Below are 17508 nucleotides of genomic sequence, written 5' to 3' on the forward strand. Positions count from 1 at the left end.
GAATTGCAACAAATTTACAATTTTCAATTGAAAGATTAAATAATTGAATGACTGAAATAAGCTAACATTTAATCTTTTATATTTCAATCTTTAATCTTTAAATTCCTAAATTTGCACCTCAAAATTTGAATATGAGTTTTTTAGAAGAAATAGAACGCAGACGTACATTTGGAATTATATCTCACCCTGATGCTGGTAAAACAACATTAACCGAAAAATTGTTATTATTTGGTGGTGCAATTCAAGAAGCTGGTGCAGTAAAAAACAACAAAATAAAAAAAGGTGCCACTTCCGATTTTATGGAAATTGAGCGTCAACGTGGTATTTCTGTAGCTACTTCAGTACTTGCTTTTATTTACAAAGACAAAAAAATAAATATTTTAGATACGCCTGGGCATAAAGATTTTGCTGAAGATACCTTTAGAACTTTAACTGCAGTAGATAGTGTAATTGTTGTAATTGATGTTGCAAAAGGTGTTGAAGAACAAACTGAAAAACTGGTTGAAGTTTGCAGAATGCGTAAAATTCCAATAATTGTATTTATCAATAAATTAGATCGTGAAGGAAAAGATGCGTTTGATTTATTAGATGAAGTTGAACAAAAATTGGGATTACGAGTTACACCTTTAAGTTTCCCTATTGGAATGGGGTATGATTTTAAAGGAATTTATGATGTGTATGGAAAGAAAATAAATCTATTTTCTGGAGATAATAAACAAACCATATCAGAAGGTGTAGAATTTACTGATATTTCTACTCCTGAATTAGATGAAATTATTGGAGAAACTCCAGCTGAAACATTAAGAGAAGAATTAGAATTAGTTACTGAAGTTTACCCACCTTTTAACAAAGAAGAGTATTTAAACGGGGATTTACAGCCTGTATTTTTTGGTTCAGCTTTAAATAATTTTGGAGTTAAAGAGTTATTAGAATGTTTTATTGAAATTGCTCCTTCACCACAACCCAAAAATTCTGAAGAGCGTTTAATAGATTCAAAAGAAGAAAAAATGACTGGTTTTGTGTTTAAAATCCACGCAAATATGGATCCAAATCACAGAAATCGTTTAGCTTTTATAAAAATTGTTTCAGGAACTTTTAAACGAAATGTACCTTATTTACATGTTCGAAATAATAAAAAAATGAAATTTTCTAGTCCAAATGCCTTTTTTGCTGAAAAAAAGGAAATTGTTGATGAATCTTTCCCTGGTGATATTGTTGGTTTACAAGATACAGGAAACTTTAAAATTGGCGATACGTTAACCGAAGGTGAAAATCTAAACTTTAAAGGTGTTCCAAGTTTTTCACCTGAACATTTTAGATATGTTAATAATGCCGACCCTTTAAAATCTAAACAATTAGCCAAAGGTTTAGATCAACTTATGGATGAAGGTGTTGCCCAATTATTCACCTTAGATTTAAACGGTAGAAAAATAATTGGTACTGTTGGTGCTTTACAATATGAAGTTATCCAATACCGTTTAGAGCACGAATATGGCGCAACTTGTAGTTACGAAAACTTACCCTTACATAAAGTCTGCTGGGTTGAACCTGAGGACATTAAAAATGATGAATTTAAAGAATTTAAACGTATTAAACAGCGTTTTTTAGCTAAAGACAAACAAGGACAATTAGTGTTTTTAGCAGATTCAGCATTTACAATTCAAATGACACAAAGTAAATATCCAACGGTTAAATTACACTTTACTAGTGAGTTTCAATAACACTAAATTGTAATTGCAACGGCTGTAAAGTATTTAATAGCATAGGTATAAATTCAGTTCCAAGTTCTAAATATATTTCAGAAAAGTTACGTATACGTTCTTCCAAATTTTGATTTGGAAATAGCTCATTTTGTAGCTTTGTAATTCTTTCAACAACATCAGAAAGTTTACGTTTTTGTGCTTTTAACAATCGTTTTTCTAAATTAGAAATTCCGTTTAGCTGCTTTTTTTCTTGTGCATTTACAGCACCTAAAAAAGAAATATCAGTTTGTTTAGCTAGTTCTTTTAAATTGATAAATTGCTGCTCTAGATGTTTCTTTTGTTCAGAAAAATCTATTTCAATTTTAGAAATTTCTTTTACTTTTTTGGCAATTAAATATTCTTGTTTAACAAACAATTCTTCCAAAGAAATATTCAAATTAGCACTTTTTATTAATTGTTTTTCTGAAGCTAACAATACAGAATTTCGTAACAATAAAATTGGAAAAGGTGTTTTTACAGCATTAAAGTAATTTTTTAATTGAAACCAATAAGCCAATTCTCCACCTCCACCAATATAACATATGTTTGGTAAAATTATCTCTTGAAACAATGGTCGCATAATTACATTTGGACTAAAACGTTCTGGATAATTTGTGACTTCTTCCAACAATTCATCTTTAGAAAATGCAATTGTTGTATTATTAACCTTAAAACTATTGTCTTCAAAAATTATGCGTTCTCTTAAGTCCTTTTTTAAATAAAATAAGTTAATCTCTCTAGGGTTTACTTGTATTTTGTAGTTTTTACCTAATTCATTATTTGTCTTAGAAACTTCTTTAAATGACCTATTATTCAACAACTCATCTTTAATAATTGGTGTAAATTGTTGTTTTAATTGTACGTCATCACCATCAATAATTACCAAACCATATTCCCCAAAAAGTTCATTTACTAAATAACGAGTAGCAGCAGTTAAATTATTATGTTTTAAATATGAGTTTTTAAATAATTCTTTTAAATAATTTGCATTTTTTGTAGTTCCAATCAATTTTGAGAACTCTTCAAAAACAGTATCAAAATCGTTTGTTTTTAACCTACCAACTGCTCCACTGCTTTGTCGGTTCCAAGCAATTTTTTTATTTTTTAAATTGAAAAAATTTATTTCCTCAAAATCGTGATCTTCAGTTGCCATCCAGTAAATTGGCACAAAATTCTGATGAGGAAATTCCTTTTTTAAGTGCTTTGCTAAGTTTATAGTATTTACTATTTTATATAAAAAATACAACGGGCCTGTAAATATATTTAACTGATGGCCAGTTGTAATAGTAAAGGTATTTTCTTCTGAAAGCAGTTCAATATTTTGATGTGTTTTTTGAGAAGTTTTAGTAGTTTTATATTGATGTGTTAATGCTTCAACCAAAACCTTTCTTGAATTGGGTTGAAATGATTCTTTTTTAAGTTTTAGCTGTTTTTTAAATCCTGCTAAATCAGGAAAATTGCCATAAAATGAAGATAATTTAGGATTCTTGTCTAAATAGTCACAAATTATAGGCGAAAAGTAGCCTGTTTTTTGAAATGGAATATGATGTACTTTCATTAAATTTAAACTGTTCTTTGAAATAAAGTATATACATATTCTCTTAAACCACCCGAAGGTTGTGTATACGTGTAATTAAACGACTTTAATAACTTAAAATCAGTACCTAAACGTTCTTGTAACATAGCTTCGTTATAATTAAACACATCTAAACCGCTACATTTTTTTGCACCTTCTAAATTAAATTCGGCCAAAATTACATATCCTTTTAAACGTATAACTTTTTTAATTAAATCAAAATAAGCTTTTTGTTGTTCTTCAGTAGTAAAAAAATGTAATACAGCTCTATCATGCCATACATCAACATTTTTTAATTTTAGTAATTCTGATGGATTTGTTAAGTCATCGACAATAAATTTAACCTCAGCATTCTTATATTCTGTTAAATTATTTTTCAATTCAGTTAATGCTGAAGCTGCAATATCATTTACAACAATATTTGAATATCCTTTATTTAATAATAATTCTATTAATGTTGCTGCACCAACACCGGCATTAAAAATTAAAGCATCTTTTGGTAAATTACACTCTGAAATTAATTGCAGGGAAGGAATTGGATCTTCTTCATACCAACCTAAACTATCAGCAGGTGTTTTTTGATACGCATTATTCCAGTGCTTTTCAAAGTCGTAATTTGGTACTAAATTATCTTCCATTAGTAAATCTATTTATTTTGATAAAAGTAAACAATTTTGACTGTTTGTCGAAATTGAATAAAATAGCTAACAAATATTTAACATTTTATTCTTTAAAAGATAAAAATGAGAATCGTAGAACGCTTCATCAATAAACTTTAAGACCTTAAAATAATTGATCAACCCTGATATTTATCACTCCTTTTTAGTGGATTAATAATAATTTTGCAAAATATTATATCAAAATCCTATTCAAACTACTCCAAACCAACATGAACCATTTACCAAAAATCATAGTAATTATTTTTCTTTCTTTCATTTCTATGAACACGTATTCACAAGCCAACACTAAAAAATTAAAACTTTATGGAGATGTGCGTTTTAGAACTGAAATGGATAGAAATTCTGACAAAACAGATGGTACAACAAGAGATGACAGAGATCGATTACGTTATCGTTTAAGATTTGGATTTAACTATACATTAATCAAAAATATTGAATTTGGCGGGCGTGTTCGTTCAGGAAACCCTGCAAATCAACAATCACCACATGTTACGCTAGGAAAAGAATTTCATAGTGATGATTTTTCAATAGATAAAGCATTTCTAAAATTAAAATCTAACAAAGGACTTTGGGCTTGGGCTGGTAAAAACAGCATGCCTTTTTGGGAACAAAATGAATTTCTTTGGGATGGAGATGTAAATCCAGAGGGAATTGCTTTTGGAGGAAGTTTTAATTTAAGTGAAAAATCTAAATTAACACCTGTTTTGGGTCATTTTATTGTTGGCCACTCAGGTGAAAACTTTAGTGATGATACTAGTTTATCTATCATTCAATTAAAATTAAATACTACTATTGGAGAGAATAATTTAACACTATCAAGTGGTTTTATTAAAGGAAATGACATTCCTGATAAACCAGACGGAACACATACTTTCTTAATAGATTATAAAATTTGGGCTACAAGTTTACAATACAAATTCAACAAAATTGGTTTGGTACTTGGTTTAGATTATTTTGAAAATTTATCTGATTATAAAAACAACTCTGATATTGCTGATGTTTTTGAAGATCAAACAACTGGTTACGTAGGAAGTTTATTGTATAGCATTAAGAAATTTCAATTTGGATATTATTATGCACATGTTGAAAAATATGCTTTAGTTGATTTTTTTGCTCAAGATGATTGGGTGCGTTGGGGAACTAGTGACTACACACGTTCTAGTAATTTTGATGGACACGAATTCAGAATTAAATATAAAATTAACAAACAATTCAATACTGTTTTAAGAACTTATTTTGTGGAAGGACTAGAAACCACAGGAACAACACTTGAAACTGGAACAAGAATTCGTTTAGATTTAAATATTAAATTTTAGAAGTCATCTAATTTAATTAAAACAGCCTTAATTCTTAAACTTTACAAAACAACTAACCATAAAATTGTTCAAAAAGACAATCTAACTTATTTTATTTAGTTGCCAATGCCAATCCTTCTAATGCTGATACATCATTTGGTTTATTTAATAGTGCTTTTTGAAATAACACTTTTGCTTCTTTCTTTTTACCCAGTTGCAAATTTGTCCAGCCATACATTAATAAACCATCATAATCAAAAGGATATAAATCTACTATTTGTTTATAATACATTTGAGCTTTGTCAAATTGTGAACGATTGTAATAAATAGTTCCTAAATAATACATTGCTTTGGTATTATGTGGCGAATTTTCTAAAATACTTTTATATATAATTATTACTTCTTCCCAATTACCTATGGCAGCTAATGGAAAAATAGTTCCAAATTTTGGTTCATCAGCATAAGGCATCAATTCACTTGCTTTATTATAAAAAATAATAGATTCGGTAAAATTTCCGGCCATATAGTTTAACCAACCTAAACGTAAATTGGTTTCATAGGAGTTTTCATCGTATAAACCTTTTAACTCATCTGCGGCTAATTTATAATCCCCATCTGCTTCAAATGAATAACTTTTACTAAATGCTTCTTGTAAATTTGTAAAATTTACTTGTGCAAATACTACGGGTTTCACACATAAAATAAACAATCCTATAATACTTATCTTTCTTAAAATTTCCATGTAATTCCTGCTGTTATATTTTGTTGGTTAAATGTAAATACTTTTGATGTGCTATCTAAATTTTCAGTATAATAATTATCTTCTAGCTCCATAAAAGAATAACCTACTTTTATAGTTGAACTTTTAGTAAAAAATTGGACTACTGCTCCAAATTCATTCAATGCTGTTGCAGCTTGATTGTAAAGTACTGCTCCATTATTAGCTGTAAAGTTATGCATATCACCAACAGTTCCGTAACCAACAATTGAAAACTTTTCGGTGTTAACAGATAAACCTCCTGTAAAAATCGTGCTTGAATCTGGATCTTCATTTTGATATTGAAGACCTCCAAATGGCACAAATAAAGTGCTTCCTAAAGGGTATAAAGCCATATTATAACCTGCTTGAAATTGGTTGTAACCATTTAAATTAGAAACCGAAACATTTATGGTATTTCTCATAAAGTATGAAGCTTTTGACAATGAACCACCAAAAACAATATCGCTATAATTTATAGTTGAAGATGATGAAGTTGATCTTCCTGGTCCTCCAACAGGAATTGTAGTATCTACATTTAAATTATCATAATCTCCATAAACAACATGTATAAATGTATCTAAATACCATCTATTTCCTAAAGCAACAGTTACATCTGCATAATAGCGTGTTTCGCTTCCTTTATATGTCTGGTTTTCAAGTAAATCTCCGCTATTTCCTTGCTGAACTGATGTAGTTGACATTACTGAAAGCTGATGAAATAAATTTACTCGTTTTGACAAAGGATGGCTAAGCCCTAATGAATACAACTGATAATTTTCAGGAAATAAACGTATATCTCCATCTTCTGAATTTGTATCGGCTTTTAATAAAGCATCATAATCTACATTGTTAGTTGCCAATACATTTAAACTTAAAGAACTTACAAAGGGATATTCCAAATTAATGGATTCTTTTAACTTCTTATTCATTTTATCATAAAATAAACGTGATTCTAATAACAAACCACTATAACGATATGACCAATATAAATATTCTTGCACTACAACATCATACGTATCAACCGCATATGCTTCTTCTAATAATTGAATGGCATTTAACATTTTATTTTCTTTAAAATAGGCAATTCCCATACGAACTTTCAAATAATAAAAATCAATTCCTGCAGCTCTAGATTCTTTCCCTAAAGCTAATAAAGGCTTCCAATCCTGTTTTAAATAAAGTGCATACGTTGTGCTATCTACTTGTTTAAATGATAAGGATGCTTTTTGTGCATTGGCAGCAGTTACCAACCACAAAACCAATATTACTGTAAGTTGTTTTCCCATTTTAATTTAATTTTTGAATTTTTTGAGGTTTTACATTCAATATGTATCGTCTTATTTTTAAATACTACACTGTTAGCTGAAAATAGTACGCGATTTTTATTTCCTTCAATTTTAGATTGAAGTTCCATATTTTGAGGACTAAACGTTTGCTCCGTTTCTTTATAAGAAAGTTGATATTTACCTTTTAAAAATAGGACTAAAGGAACTAAAAAATCTTGAATTGTTAATAAAGGAAATCGGTATAAATGATGTACAGGAAACCTTGTTTTTATCAACAAATTAGTTTGATCGCTTAACACTACTTTATAAAAAGAACGATAAAAATAAAACAACGCACTTCTTTTAGAACCCAAATAATTTAAGCTAGAAAACGTTTTGCCATTATTTTCATAATACAGTTTTGCATTTGTTTTTAAGCAGTGCAAATAAGACTGGTTATAACTATCAACCTCATTTATAATTGAATAACTAACTTCTTTCTCAGCATCTTTCATTATTCTTAGCTCAAATTCATCACCAGGATTCCATTTAAAAGCATTTTGCAATAAAGTAACTGTAGAAATAGTAGCTATAGTTTCTCCTTCCTTCGGAATTCCTTTTTCTACCAAATTTAATGATGAGTTATCATCTTTCACAATATATTCAAACAATGGCCAAAACGTAGTTTGATCACCAATTTTTGAAGTAGATTGCAATTGAAAATGTAAATGTGGGTATGGAGAACGACCAGAATTACCACATTTTCCAATTCCCTGACCTTCAACAACAACATCACCAATATGTACGGTAATTGAACCTTTTTTTAAATGACTTACTTTTGAAAACAAATACATATCGTGTTGTATTACAACTGTATTTCCCCAATTTTGAAGTGTATTTGCAACACCTATTTCATTATCTTCAATAGTATTAACAACTGCCACAACAGTTCCCATTGCAGGAGCAATTACTGGTTTATCAAAACAATAATAATCACTTGTTAATAGTCCTTCTCCTTGAAATTCTTTTCCTGAAATAGCATCTTTAATAATAAAATCCCAAGCATATTTAAAAAAAAATTTGTGTGTATAAGCACCATCATGACCTTGATTTACTGTCCATTGTCCCATAAATGGCAAACGAATAGGGATTGTAAAAGCGGCATATTCCTTTGCTGAATGACTATCGAATAAATACGCATTAGTTTCAGGATTTTTTTGCTGAATTAAGGTTAAAATTGGTGATTTTGCTTGATTGTAACGTATTTTAAACGCGTATAAAACTCCTATAACAATCATATTAAAAGGCAAAGAGAAAGCCGATAATTCAAAAGAAGCAAAAAGCCTATCTGAACCTATTGTTGTTACTACTAATACAGGAATTAACACTAAACTCCATACAAATGAAGCTTTTGATGGAATTAAAAAATAACCACCAATGGCAATGGCTGACAATATAAAGTTAAAACCATAGTATGTATAATTTAACGAACCCGTGTACATTCCTAAAAATGAGTAAAACCAATACGCTACAAAAAAACCAACCAATGATAATAAAAAATTAACTCGAGAATGAATTAACAAACCAATTGAGATAAGCACTCCTGCCAAAATATTAAATTGAAAAAAAATTGCGCCTAATGATAAAAAATAGGTGTCAAAACCAGTATCAGCAAAAAAAGTAGTAAGTGTATCAACAATTACAACAAGTGTATTTCCGCCTAATTTAAAAAACATATTAGAAGGATACAAAGCTTCTGTATTTAACGCTATTTTAGAAAATGAAGGAAACGCTAACAGCATTAACCACATTCCAAACAAAAATGGAATACTTAAAAATGGGAGTTTATATTTTGCAAACAATCCCATAATAACTATTGTGCTAAAAAAAGCGATAGTACCGCCAACAATAATTAATAACAATACTTCTAAACTTGGTAAAAAATACGTGCCAATACCTAAACCTACTAGCAAAGCATTAAAACTAAAAAGCCCTTGTTTAGCAATAACTGGAGAATATTCAAGAACTGTAGACAAGCCAACAGCTGTTAAAACTGCTATAAGTCCGCTTAAACCTGTCCACCAATCAATAAAACTTACAACAACTAATATTGATGCTAAAATTTTATTTTCAGTAAAAAAAATTTGTGAGTAGCTTGTTAAAATAGCTTCTCCAATAAAAAGGCTTTTTTTTAAAAGTTTATCTTTCATTTGAAATATATAGGACTTCATATAATAATTTTATGGATTCCAGCCTTCGCAAGAATGACAAAGTAATTACAAATCTAAAGGAGAAGTGAGCAACAAAGCAATCTTAAAATTTGAACTTCTTAATTACAGGTAATTTTAGTCGTTCCTTCTTCGTTATGACGTATTATTATTACTTTTTAATTTGTAAGACTGAGCTTGTTGAAGTGTTTACTTTAATTATCTTCTACAAGCTCAGACTAACATTTTATCACTATTTTATTTATTCTGAAGGTATTCTGGCACTAATTCTTGTCTTCTAAATACTTCTTTATCTTCAGCTTTTCGTACCAAATGCACTTCTCCTTTTTCATCAATTAAAACAATATTAGGACGATAGGTAATAAACTGCATCCATTGTGTCATGGTGTACGCTCCTACTCTTTTCACTACAAAATGATCTCCTTTATTTAACATTGGAAAATCTATATTTTTACGAATCACATCAATATTCATACATAAAGGCCCGTAAATTGTTGTTGGCTCTGATTGAAAACTTGATTCATGTACCGGATAAATTTCGTGATCGTACCAAAAAGCAGTGAACATTAAATTTACACCTGCATCAATTACCATAGATCGTCTTCCGTCAGCTAAACGCTTATTTGCTAAAACGGTTCCTGCCAACCAGCCGGCATCATCAATTAAAGCCCGTCCTGTTTCTAAAATTAACATTGGAGTTTCATTATTTGGAAAATTAACAGCTGTCATAGCCGTTGTAATTGAATGTGCATAATCATCAAAACTTGGTGTAGTGTCAGTTGCTAGCATATACGCACCTTGTAATGTGTTTTGTGATGCAAAACCTCCACCAACATCAATATAGCCAATACTAGTTTGAAAACGATCGTATGTTTTATTTGCCAAAGCTGCTAATTTTTCAACTGCAGTAGCATATGCTTTAGACATTGTTATATACGTTCCTATATGAATGTGTAACCCAATTAAATCTATTTTTCCGTTAGAAAGTAACCTGTTTATTGCATTCCAAGCTTCACCATTTTCATAATTAAATCCGAAACGATCCCACTGAGGAATAATTCCTGTATCCATATTTACCCGAATTGCAACTTGTGGACGTTCTTTTAATTTATCAACCAAACCAATAATTGTGTACAATTCATCAAAATGATCTATATGAACTAATGATTTATTGTTGATGGCTCTTATTAAATCGGCATCGCTTTTATCTGGTCCGTTAAAAATAATTTTATTTCCAGGTGTGCCATTATCTATTGCTTTTTCATATTCAAAGCCTGAAACTACTTCAGCCCAAGCTCCTTCTTGATGAAAAATACGGCAAACAGCATCTAAATAATTAGTTTTATATGACCATGCAAATTGCACTTTTGGATACCGTGTAGAAAACGCTCTATGCGCAGTTCTATAGGTTTCTCGCATTGTTTTTTCAGAAATAACAAACACTGGAGATCCATATTTTTCAATAATACCATCAATGGGTACATTGTCTATAGTTTCTATGGGTTGCAACCTTTTTACACTTCCAAATTTGTTTGGAATTCCTTCAACAACTTTTCTTAATACCGGGCGTTCATATATTTTTTTATTCATTTTTTTCATTTTTATAATTCTCCAAACATGATTATTTTTTCAAAATCGGCAATATCACCTATTAAATCCCACGAATAACGGATAAACATTTTACCGTAAGCGTATTCAGTTACTGGTGCTACTTTTTCTCCCATTGCCATTCTGCATAACATTTCAGGAATATTTTGCCCTGCGCCAACTGCTAAATACACCCAAGCTGGTATACGAGGATTAATTTCAATTAAATGATATTCACCATCATCAGTCTTTATCATTTCAAGTTCCATAGCACCACGCCATTTTGTTTCTTTCATAATATGATGTGTTATTTCAAGTAAACGTTCATCATTTAATGTAATTCCTCCCCAAGCCTTTCCTTTATCTGTAATATATTGTTTACGCATAGCAACTGCAGAAATTGTATTTCCTTCTCCATCACCTAATGCAATTACATTTACTTCTGTTCCATGTACTGCTTCTTGTACTATAACTGGAAGTCCCCATTTTGCAGATAATTTATTAAAATAATACACACCTTGACTTTGGTTTACCACTTTATAAGCTTCGTAAAACTTACCTTTTATATAATATGGATATGATAAAGGTTTTGGCAAATTTGCCAATTCTTTACTATTTAAAATTGGTTTACTAGCTGGTACGGTAATATTATATTTTTTAGCAAACTCAGGTAAATTATCTTTATGTCGTTCTTCAAACTGCTCCATAGTTGGTAAGAATGTACGAATACCCATTTCTAACAATTTTTTGCTAAATTTTATAAATAAGTACAATTCTGAATCAAAATTTGGAATAATTAAATCTAATTGCTCTCTTTCCTGAATATACGTTAAACGATCTAAAAATGCTTCACTTCCTGTTGAAGGGAAAGGCATTAGGTACGTTTTATCTACCAAATTTGGCATATAAATTCCTGGTTCTAAATTTTCATAGGCTAAACCTATAATTCGAACATTCATTCCTGAATCTTTTATTCCTCTAATTACAGAAACTCCAGGACCTGGACTATCAATATTATTTAAACCTGTAACTGCTATAGTTATTTTTTTTGATGCCATAACTTAGTCTAACATATTTTCACGTTTTAAAAAATCTAAATACTCATATAAATCACGACCTGCAGTTACTTTATCTATTTCAAATTCAGTTGTAATTTCATCAATAATTTCATTGGCGGGTTTTCCTTCTTTTAAATGATGAATAATTAATAAACCTAATTCATTTGTTGTAAACGACTCACCTGTAGATGGTTTAAAAATAAACCCGTTATCACTTATGGCTAGTGAATTTAATTTGCTCATATATTGTTTTTTTACTATTAAAATTTATTGTTTACATCTCAAATTTCATAACTAATTTTTTAATGAAAAGCTATATTTGTTACTCAACATAAAATTAGATGTTTCAAAGATTTTATTAAGACTCTCACTTTTTAAAAAGGTTTAATGAACATTTGTTACACAACTGTCAAAATTTTGCTACTAACATATTGCATTCTCTTAATTATATTTTATAACATTTTTGAACACTAACAATCAACAAGTTACAACTTATTCTATGTTTTTATTCATTTTCATGTTAGGATTGCAAAACTATACAGACTATTAAAAAAATGGTTTATTACTATTTATTAAAATTCTAGAAATTCATAAAAACTATTAAAAATGAAAAAAAGAATACTAAAATGGGGTTTAATTCTTCTCGTTAGCGGAATTATTATTGGTGGCGCAGTTATCTACTTTATGTTTAATCAACCTCACAGAAATATACAAGCAGCTACCGTTGATTATAAATTAGAAGCTTCTGCATTGGTAAAAGAATTCTTAACCGATGCTACTAAAGCAAATAATAAATATTTAGATGAAGAAGGAGAATCAAAAATAATTGCTATTTCAGGAACTGTTGCTTCCATTTCTGAAGATTTAAACAATCAGAAAGTACTATTTCTAAAAACCGAAACTGATAAAGCAGGTGTAAGTTGCACTTTTACAACTGAAACAAATATGAATACCGAAAACTTTAAAGTAGGCGACCAAGCAAGTATAAAAGGAGTGATCCGTTCAGGTGCTGGTTACGATGAAGATTTAGAATTGTACGAAGATGTAATACTTGAAAAATGCAATATCATTCAGAATTAATAAAAACAATTAACAAACATAATTTATAACTAAAAACAACTATCATGAAAAAATTACTTTTCACAATTGCTATTTCAGGAATTTTAGCAATAACATCAGCATTTACACTACCAACAGTTAGTAAATTAGTCACTAAAGCTGGCCACATCAACTTCTTTTCACACACAGCTGTTGAAGATATTAGTGCCAATAATTATAAAGTAGTAAGCACATTAGATACAGCTACCGGAGAAGTAGTTTACTCTGTACCCATGCAGGGGTTTGAATTTGAAAAAGCATTAATGCAAAAACATTATAACAGTAAAAAGTTTTTAGATACTAAAACATTTCCAAAGGCTAAATTTAAAGGTCAAATTACCAATCTTGAAGCTATTAATTTTGAAGCAGATGGAACTTACAATGCTACTATTACTGGGGAAATGAATTTACACGGTATTACAAAAGCAATTACTGAAACTGCTACCATTACTGTTTCAGGAAACAAAATTACTGTTGAAACAAAAGTAAACTTAACTTTAGTTGATTATAAAGTTGCTTTTAAAGGTGGTAAACCATCAACAAACATTGCTAAAACTATTGAAGTAACTTCAAAATCTGAATATACTAAAGAAGGGTAAATAACTAATTAAACCCCAATTTTTTAAAATCCTTTTACTTTTAATTAAGTAAGAGGATTTTTTTTACAGCAATTTTAAATCAAAACTTAACACAAAAATAATTCATAATAAAAGAGTATATTTAGCACTTTTAAAATAAATTATTTATATGACAAGCAAAGTACAAGAACAAACATTATGGGGACATCCTAAAGGATTATATATCTTATTTTTTACTGAGTTATGGGAACGTTTTTCATACTATGGTATGCGCGCTATTTTAATTTTGTATTTAACTGCAAAAACTACTGATAGCAATGCAGGTTTAGGTTGGGATAAAGTCTCTGCACTTGAACTTTATGGTTGGTACACCATGTTTGTATATGTATTATCTGTTCCAGGTGGTTTACTGGCTGACCGTTTATTAGGGCAGAAAAAAACGGTGATGCTGGGTGGTTTTTTATTAGTAGCCGGACATATAATTTTAGCTTTTGATACCATAACAGCTTTTTACTCAGGATTGGTCCTTATTGTTTTAGGTGTTGGAGCTTTAAAACCAAACATTTCAACCATGGTTGGAGGGTTGTATAACAAAGGTGACGCTAAAAGAGATACCGCATTTACCATATTTTATATTGGAATTAATATTGGTGCCTTTGCAGCACCTTTAATTGTTGGTTATGTGGGTGAAGTTATTAACTGGCATTACGGATTTGGATTGGCTGGTATTGGTATGACTATTGGACAGATCGTATACATATGGGGTCAAAAATATTTAAAAGATGTTGGGAATTTTGTTATTATTCCGAAGGAAAAAGGAACCAATAAAAAAGTACCACTTACTGCTATTGAAAAAGACCGAATGATTGTTTTAATCTTATCGTTTATCATTGTCATTGTTTTTTGGGGAGCCTATGAGCAAGCAGGCGGGTTAATGAATTTATATGCGCGCGATAAAATTGACAGAGTCATGTTTGGCTTTACCGTACCTACAAGTTTTTTACAAGCATTACACGCCTTTTTTGTTATTTTATTTGGAGTTCCTGTAGCTTGGTTTTGGACACGTTGGCGTAAAAAAGGAAAAGAAAGTTCTTCACTCTTTAAAATGGGAGCCGGTACAATTATTACTGGTTTAGGGTTTTTATTGTTGGCTGCGGCTGCACTTGAAACTGCAAGCTCGCTAGACGGTAAAGCATCTATTTACTGGATGTTTGGAGCTTATTTATTACACGTAATTGGAGAATTAAGTATCTCACCCGTTGCCTTATCGTTTATCACCAAATTAGCACCTATAAAATACGCTTCTTTAATGATGGGAACTTATTTTATGGTTTCAGGAGTTGGTAATAAACTAGCTGGTTTGGTAGGTGAAGCCGCTCAAAGCGCTGGTGAATACACTATTTTTATGGGTGTACTTATATTTTGTGTTTCATTTGGATTGCTACTTATAGTATTTGTTAAAAGGTTAAAGAAACTAACCCATGGAGCCGATGATGTAGATGAAAAAATAGTAATAGTTGAAGCTGAGTAGATTTGAATAACGAGAATCTAAAAGCTTTAAACAATTATTTAGGAGTAAATTAAATGCAAGATAGAAAACAACTTTTAAAATTGGATGTTTCCGTTTTTGAAAAAAATGGAAAATCAGAATTTGCGCAACTAGTTAAAAAAAATAAATTAAGAACAACTAGAGCTCTTAATGATTTTTTAATTGGAATGAAAAACGAGGCAACTGATACCAAAGAAGCTTCACGCATAATTATAAAATTTGTTTCAAATAAACCAATTTCAAAAACTGAAGAAAGTCATTTAAAAACTCAAGTTGCAGATATTTTTAAAATTATAGGTATTGGCGTTCCATTTATGATTATACCAGGGGCTACCCTACTTATTCCTTTTATTTTAAAAGCTGCTGAAAAAAAAGGGATTGATTTATACCCTTCAAACTTTAAAGGAAGAAAGGATTTATAGATAGCTTACTTCGTTTCATAACTATTCATTTTATTTTTAATAATTCAATTTAAAATTGTTTATATTTGAATTGCTATGAAAAAATTAAATCTATGAAACCTACTATACTTTTAAAAAAAGTAACACACCGAAAAAAAATACAATTACTCTTAATTTTCCCGTATAATGATGTGCTTAAAAATAAAATTAAAGCTATTAATGATACTGTTTGGAGTCAAACATTAAGAGGATGGTATATTGAATACTCTTCAAAAAATATCGATTTAATAAAAAAAACACTTAAAAACGAAGCGGTTTTTAAATTAGACGATTCTATGTATAATAATGAGCTTACTGTAAGTACCGTACGAAAACCTAGAAAAATTTCAGCAAAAAATAAAGAAATTATAAAAGCCTATGTTAAGTATTTAAAGGGTAAGTGTTATAGCGAAAGTACTGTTAAAACCTATGTTACTTTTGTGGCTGATTTTATTAATTATTTGAAAGACACTCCACTTACAACAATCACTAACAGAACTGTAGAGCAATTTATTGAAGATGTTTTTATACCTAGAAAATACAGTATAAGCACACATCGGCAATTTTTTAGTGCCATAAAATTATTTAAAGCATTTTACCCTGAATGTCAAATTAACGAACTTCAATTAAAGCGACCAAAAAAGAGTAAAATATTACCAACCGTATTATCTAAAGAAGAAGTAATTGATTTACTACGGTACACTAAAAATTTAAAACACAGATCGGTATTGGCTATGATCTACTCGGCAGGCTTGCGCATAAGTGAATTATTACACTTAAAATTATGTCATATAGATATTGATAGAAGACAACTGATTGTTAAAAACAGTAAAGGCAGAAAAGATAGAAATATAATTTTAGCACAAAGTTTTATTCCTTTAATGCAAAATTATTTAATGAGTTACGAACCAAAAAACTATTTTGTTGAAGGAAAGCCATACCAGCAGTATAGTGCCGAAAGTGTTCGGGCATTTTTACACAGATCAAGCAAAATTGCTAGAATTACAAAACGAGTTACACCACATACTTTAAGACATAGTTATGCCACACATTTATTAGAAAACGGGATAGATTTACGTTATATCCAAGAATTATTGGGTCATGCAAAACCCGAAACTACTATGATTTATACACACGTATCTAAAAAAGATTTACTCAAAATTGAGAGTCCGCTAGATTTGGCAATAAAGAGTTTGGTTGAAGACAAAAAAAACAATACACATCTTCGATTATCAGGAAATTATTAGTTTACCTACTTTTACTTCCTTCTTTGTAGGTTAGAATTCCCTTCTTCAGCCATCGTTTTAAAATTACAGAAGGTTGAAAATTTAAATGATACTTTTGAATGTTCCTTTTAGGTGTTAATTTTGAAGTATTTGAATATATAGAGGTTTGGTATAATAGAAGAAGAAGATTGCATTCTTCTTTAAATTATAAAACACCGAAAGAAGTAGAGCTAGAAGTTAACAATTTAAAATATGTAGCATAGGTCTTAAAAAAATGTCCGACTTTTTGTTGCAACTCCAGTTAATGTTTTACCACCTAAAGCTACTTGTTTTGCTGAGCCTGTTAAATTTAAAAAATTATAAATACTTTCACCTCCAACTTGTGAAAATGAACTCAATGAAACCAAAAATAAAAGTTGAATAATT

Annotated in this window: 16 protein-coding genes; 8 read left to right on the forward strand and 8 right to left on the reverse strand. The window is 29.8% G+C overall.

Translation table 11 applies throughout. The features are described from left to right. Positions 1 to 131: 131 nt before the first annotated feature. A complete protein-coding gene (locus tag GQ540_RS02690; protein WP_291796939.1) occupies positions 132 to 1721 on the forward strand; it encodes a peptide chain release factor 3 in 1590 nt (529 codons plus the stop codon). On the opposite strand, the gene bshC is transcribed toward GQ540_RS02690, so the two are convergent. Together bshC and GQ540_RS02700 are read right to left on the reverse strand one after the other, a co-directional pair. Next, positions 1705 to 3300 (reverse strand): bacillithiol biosynthesis cysteine-adding enzyme BshC, encoded by a 1596-nt coding sequence (bshC, locus tag GQ540_RS02695; protein WP_291796941.1) that lies wholly within the window; start codon positions 3298 to 3300, stop codon positions 1705 to 1707. The genes GQ540_RS02690 and bshC overlap by 17 nt on opposite strands. Positions 3301 to 3305: 5 nt before the next feature. Further along, positions 3306 to 3956, reverse strand: a complete 651-nt coding sequence (locus GQ540_RS02700; RefSeq protein WP_291796945.1) for a methyltransferase domain-containing protein — start codon at positions 3954 to 3956, stop codon at positions 3306 to 3308. Between the two features lie 302 nt (positions 3957 to 4258). On the opposite strand from GQ540_RS02700, the gene GQ540_RS02705 reads away from it, so the two are divergent. Next, positions 4259 to 5314, forward strand: coding sequence for a putative porin (locus tag GQ540_RS02705; protein WP_291796948.1), 1056 nt, complete (start codon positions 4259 to 4261; stop codon positions 5312 to 5314). Between the two features lie 91 nt (positions 5315 to 5405). Here the strand turns inward: GQ540_RS02705 and GQ540_RS02710 are convergent, their stop codons facing one another. The 6 genes from GQ540_RS02710 to GQ540_RS02735 all read right to left on the reverse strand — a co-directional run bounded on the left by GQ540_RS02710 (position 5406) and on the right by GQ540_RS02735 (position 12434). Then, entirely contained in the window at positions 5406 to 6035 is a 630-nt protein-coding gene (locus GQ540_RS02710; RefSeq protein WP_291796951.1) for a tetratricopeptide repeat protein, read from the reverse strand. Next, a complete protein-coding gene (locus GQ540_RS02715) occupies positions 6023 to 7339 on the reverse strand; it encodes a hypothetical protein (protein ID WP_291796953.1) in 1317 nt (438 codons plus the stop codon). The genes GQ540_RS02710 and GQ540_RS02715 overlap by 13 nt, the downstream gene beginning before the upstream one ends. Further along, the gene (locus tag GQ540_RS02720; RefSeq protein ID WP_291796955.1) at positions 7318 to 9528 is read right to left on the reverse strand and encodes an urea transporter; all 2211 of its coding nucleotides are present in this window, start codon (positions 9526 to 9528) and stop codon (positions 7318 to 7320) included. Before GQ540_RS02720 ends, GQ540_RS02715 begins: the two co-directional genes overlap by 22 nt. Before the next feature lie 255 nt (positions 9529 to 9783). Beyond that, positions 9784 to 11136: a hypothetical protein gene (locus tag GQ540_RS02725; RefSeq protein WP_291796958.1), complete on the reverse strand. Its 1353-nt coding sequence runs from the start codon at positions 11134 to 11136 to the stop codon at positions 9784 to 9786. An 11-nt stretch (positions 11137 to 11147) separates the two neighbouring features. Continuing rightward, entirely contained in the window at positions 11148 to 12191 is a 1044-nt protein-coding gene (locus GQ540_RS02730; protein WP_291796960.1) for an ATP-grasp domain-containing protein, read from the reverse strand. Positions 12192 to 12194: 3 nt separating this feature from the next. Further along, positions 12195 to 12434 carry a PqqD family protein gene (locus GQ540_RS02735; RefSeq protein WP_291796963.1) on the reverse strand — a complete coding sequence of 80 codons (240 nt, stop codon included), beginning with the start codon at positions 12432 to 12434 and terminating at the stop codon, positions 12195 to 12197. 363 nt (positions 12435 to 12797) lie between these two features. Here GQ540_RS02735 and GQ540_RS02740 point away from each other — a divergent pair, with 363 nt between their 5' ends. The 6 genes from GQ540_RS02740 (at position 12798) to GQ540_RS02765 (ending at position 17345) form a co-directional block, all read left to right on the forward strand. Beyond that, on the forward strand, positions 12798 to 13271 hold the full coding sequence (locus GQ540_RS02740) for a hypothetical protein (protein WP_291796965.1): 474 nt from the start codon (positions 12798 to 12800) through the stop codon (positions 13269 to 13271). A gap of 44 nt (positions 13272 to 13315) precedes the next feature. Further along, positions 13316 to 13888: a YceI family protein gene (locus GQ540_RS02745; protein WP_291796968.1), complete on the forward strand. Its 573-nt coding sequence runs from the start codon at positions 13316 to 13318 to the stop codon at positions 13886 to 13888. A 148-nt stretch (positions 13889 to 14036) separates the two neighbouring features. Continuing rightward, the gene (locus GQ540_RS02750; protein WP_291796970.1) at positions 14037 to 15398 is read left to right on the forward strand and encodes a peptide MFS transporter; all 1362 of its coding nucleotides are present in this window, start codon (positions 14037 to 14039) and stop codon (positions 15396 to 15398) included. A 53-nt stretch (positions 15399 to 15451) separates the two neighbouring features. Beyond that, complete coding sequence (locus tag GQ540_RS02755) at positions 15452 to 15838, forward strand: LETM1 domain-containing protein (RefSeq protein ID WP_291796972.1); 387 nt, start codon at positions 15452 to 15454, stop codon at positions 15836 to 15838. A gap of 92 nt (positions 15839 to 15930) precedes the next feature. Further along, the gene (locus GQ540_RS02760; protein WP_291796978.1) at positions 15931 to 17103 is read left to right on the forward strand and encodes a tyrosine-type recombinase/integrase; all 1173 of its coding nucleotides are present in this window, start codon (positions 15931 to 15933) and stop codon (positions 17101 to 17103) included. Between the two features lie 98 nt (positions 17104 to 17201). Further along, the gene (locus GQ540_RS02765) at positions 17202 to 17345 is read left to right on the forward strand and encodes a hypothetical protein (RefSeq protein ID WP_291796990.1); all 144 of its coding nucleotides are present in this window, start codon (positions 17202 to 17204) and stop codon (positions 17343 to 17345) included. Positions 17346 to 17508: the final 163 nt, after the last annotated feature.

Origin of the sequence: Lutibacter sp., assembly GCF_013139515.1 — a bacterium.
Classification (GTDB): Bacteria; Bacteroidota; Bacteroidia; order Flavobacteriales; family Flavobacteriaceae; genus Lutibacter.

Bases quoted from the DNA above. Each gene is read 5' to 3' on its own strand.
- GQ540_RS02690 (WP_291796939.1), top strand. From the start codon at position 132: ATGAGTTTTTTAGAAGAAATAGAACGCAGACGTACATTTGGAATTATA.
- bshC (WP_291796941.1), bottom strand. From the start codon at position 3,300: ATGAAAGTACATCATATTCCATTTCAAAAAACAGGCTACTTTTCGCCT.
- GQ540_RS02700 (WP_291796945.1), bottom strand. From the start codon at position 3,956: ATGGAAGATAATTTAGTACCAAATTACGACTTTGAAAAGCACTGGAAT.
- GQ540_RS02705 (WP_291796948.1), top strand. From the start codon at position 4,259: ATGAACACGTATTCACAAGCCAACACTAAAAAATTAAAACTTTATGGA.
- GQ540_RS02710 (WP_291796951.1), bottom strand. From the start codon at position 6,035: ATGGAAATTTTAAGAAAGATAAGTATTATAGGATTGTTTATTTTATGT.
- GQ540_RS02715 (WP_291796953.1), bottom strand. From the start codon at position 7,339: ATGGGAAAACAACTTACAGTAATATTGGTTTTGTGGTTGGTAACTGCT.
- GQ540_RS02720 (WP_291796955.1), bottom strand. From the start codon at position 9,528: ATGAAAGATAAACTTTTAAAAAAAAGCCTTTTTATTGGAGAAGCTATT.
- GQ540_RS02725 (WP_291796958.1), bottom strand. From the start codon at position 11,136: ATGAATAAAAAAATATATGAACGCCCGGTATTAAGAAAAGTTGTTGAA.
- GQ540_RS02730 (WP_291796960.1), bottom strand. From the start codon at position 12,191: ATGGCATCAAAAAAAATAACTATAGCAGTTACAGGTTTAAATAATATT.
- GQ540_RS02735 (WP_291796963.1), bottom strand. From the start codon at position 12,434: ATGAGCAAATTAAATTCACTAGCCATAAGTGATAACGGGTTTATTTTT.
- GQ540_RS02740 (WP_291796965.1), top strand. From the start codon at position 12,798: ATGAAAAAAAGAATACTAAAATGGGGTTTAATTCTTCTCGTTAGCGGA.
- GQ540_RS02745 (WP_291796968.1), top strand. From the start codon at position 13,316: ATGAAAAAATTACTTTTCACAATTGCTATTTCAGGAATTTTAGCAATA.
- GQ540_RS02750 (WP_291796970.1), top strand. From the start codon at position 14,037: ATGACAAGCAAAGTACAAGAACAAACATTATGGGGACATCCTAAAGGA.
- GQ540_RS02755 (WP_291796972.1), top strand. From the start codon at position 15,452: ATGCAAGATAGAAAACAACTTTTAAAATTGGATGTTTCCGTTTTTGAA.
- GQ540_RS02760 (WP_291796978.1), top strand. From the start codon at position 15,931: ATGAAACCTACTATACTTTTAAAAAAAGTAACACACCGAAAAAAAATA.
- GQ540_RS02765 (WP_291796990.1), top strand. From the start codon at position 17,202: ATGTTCCTTTTAGGTGTTAATTTTGAAGTATTTGAATATATAGAGGTT.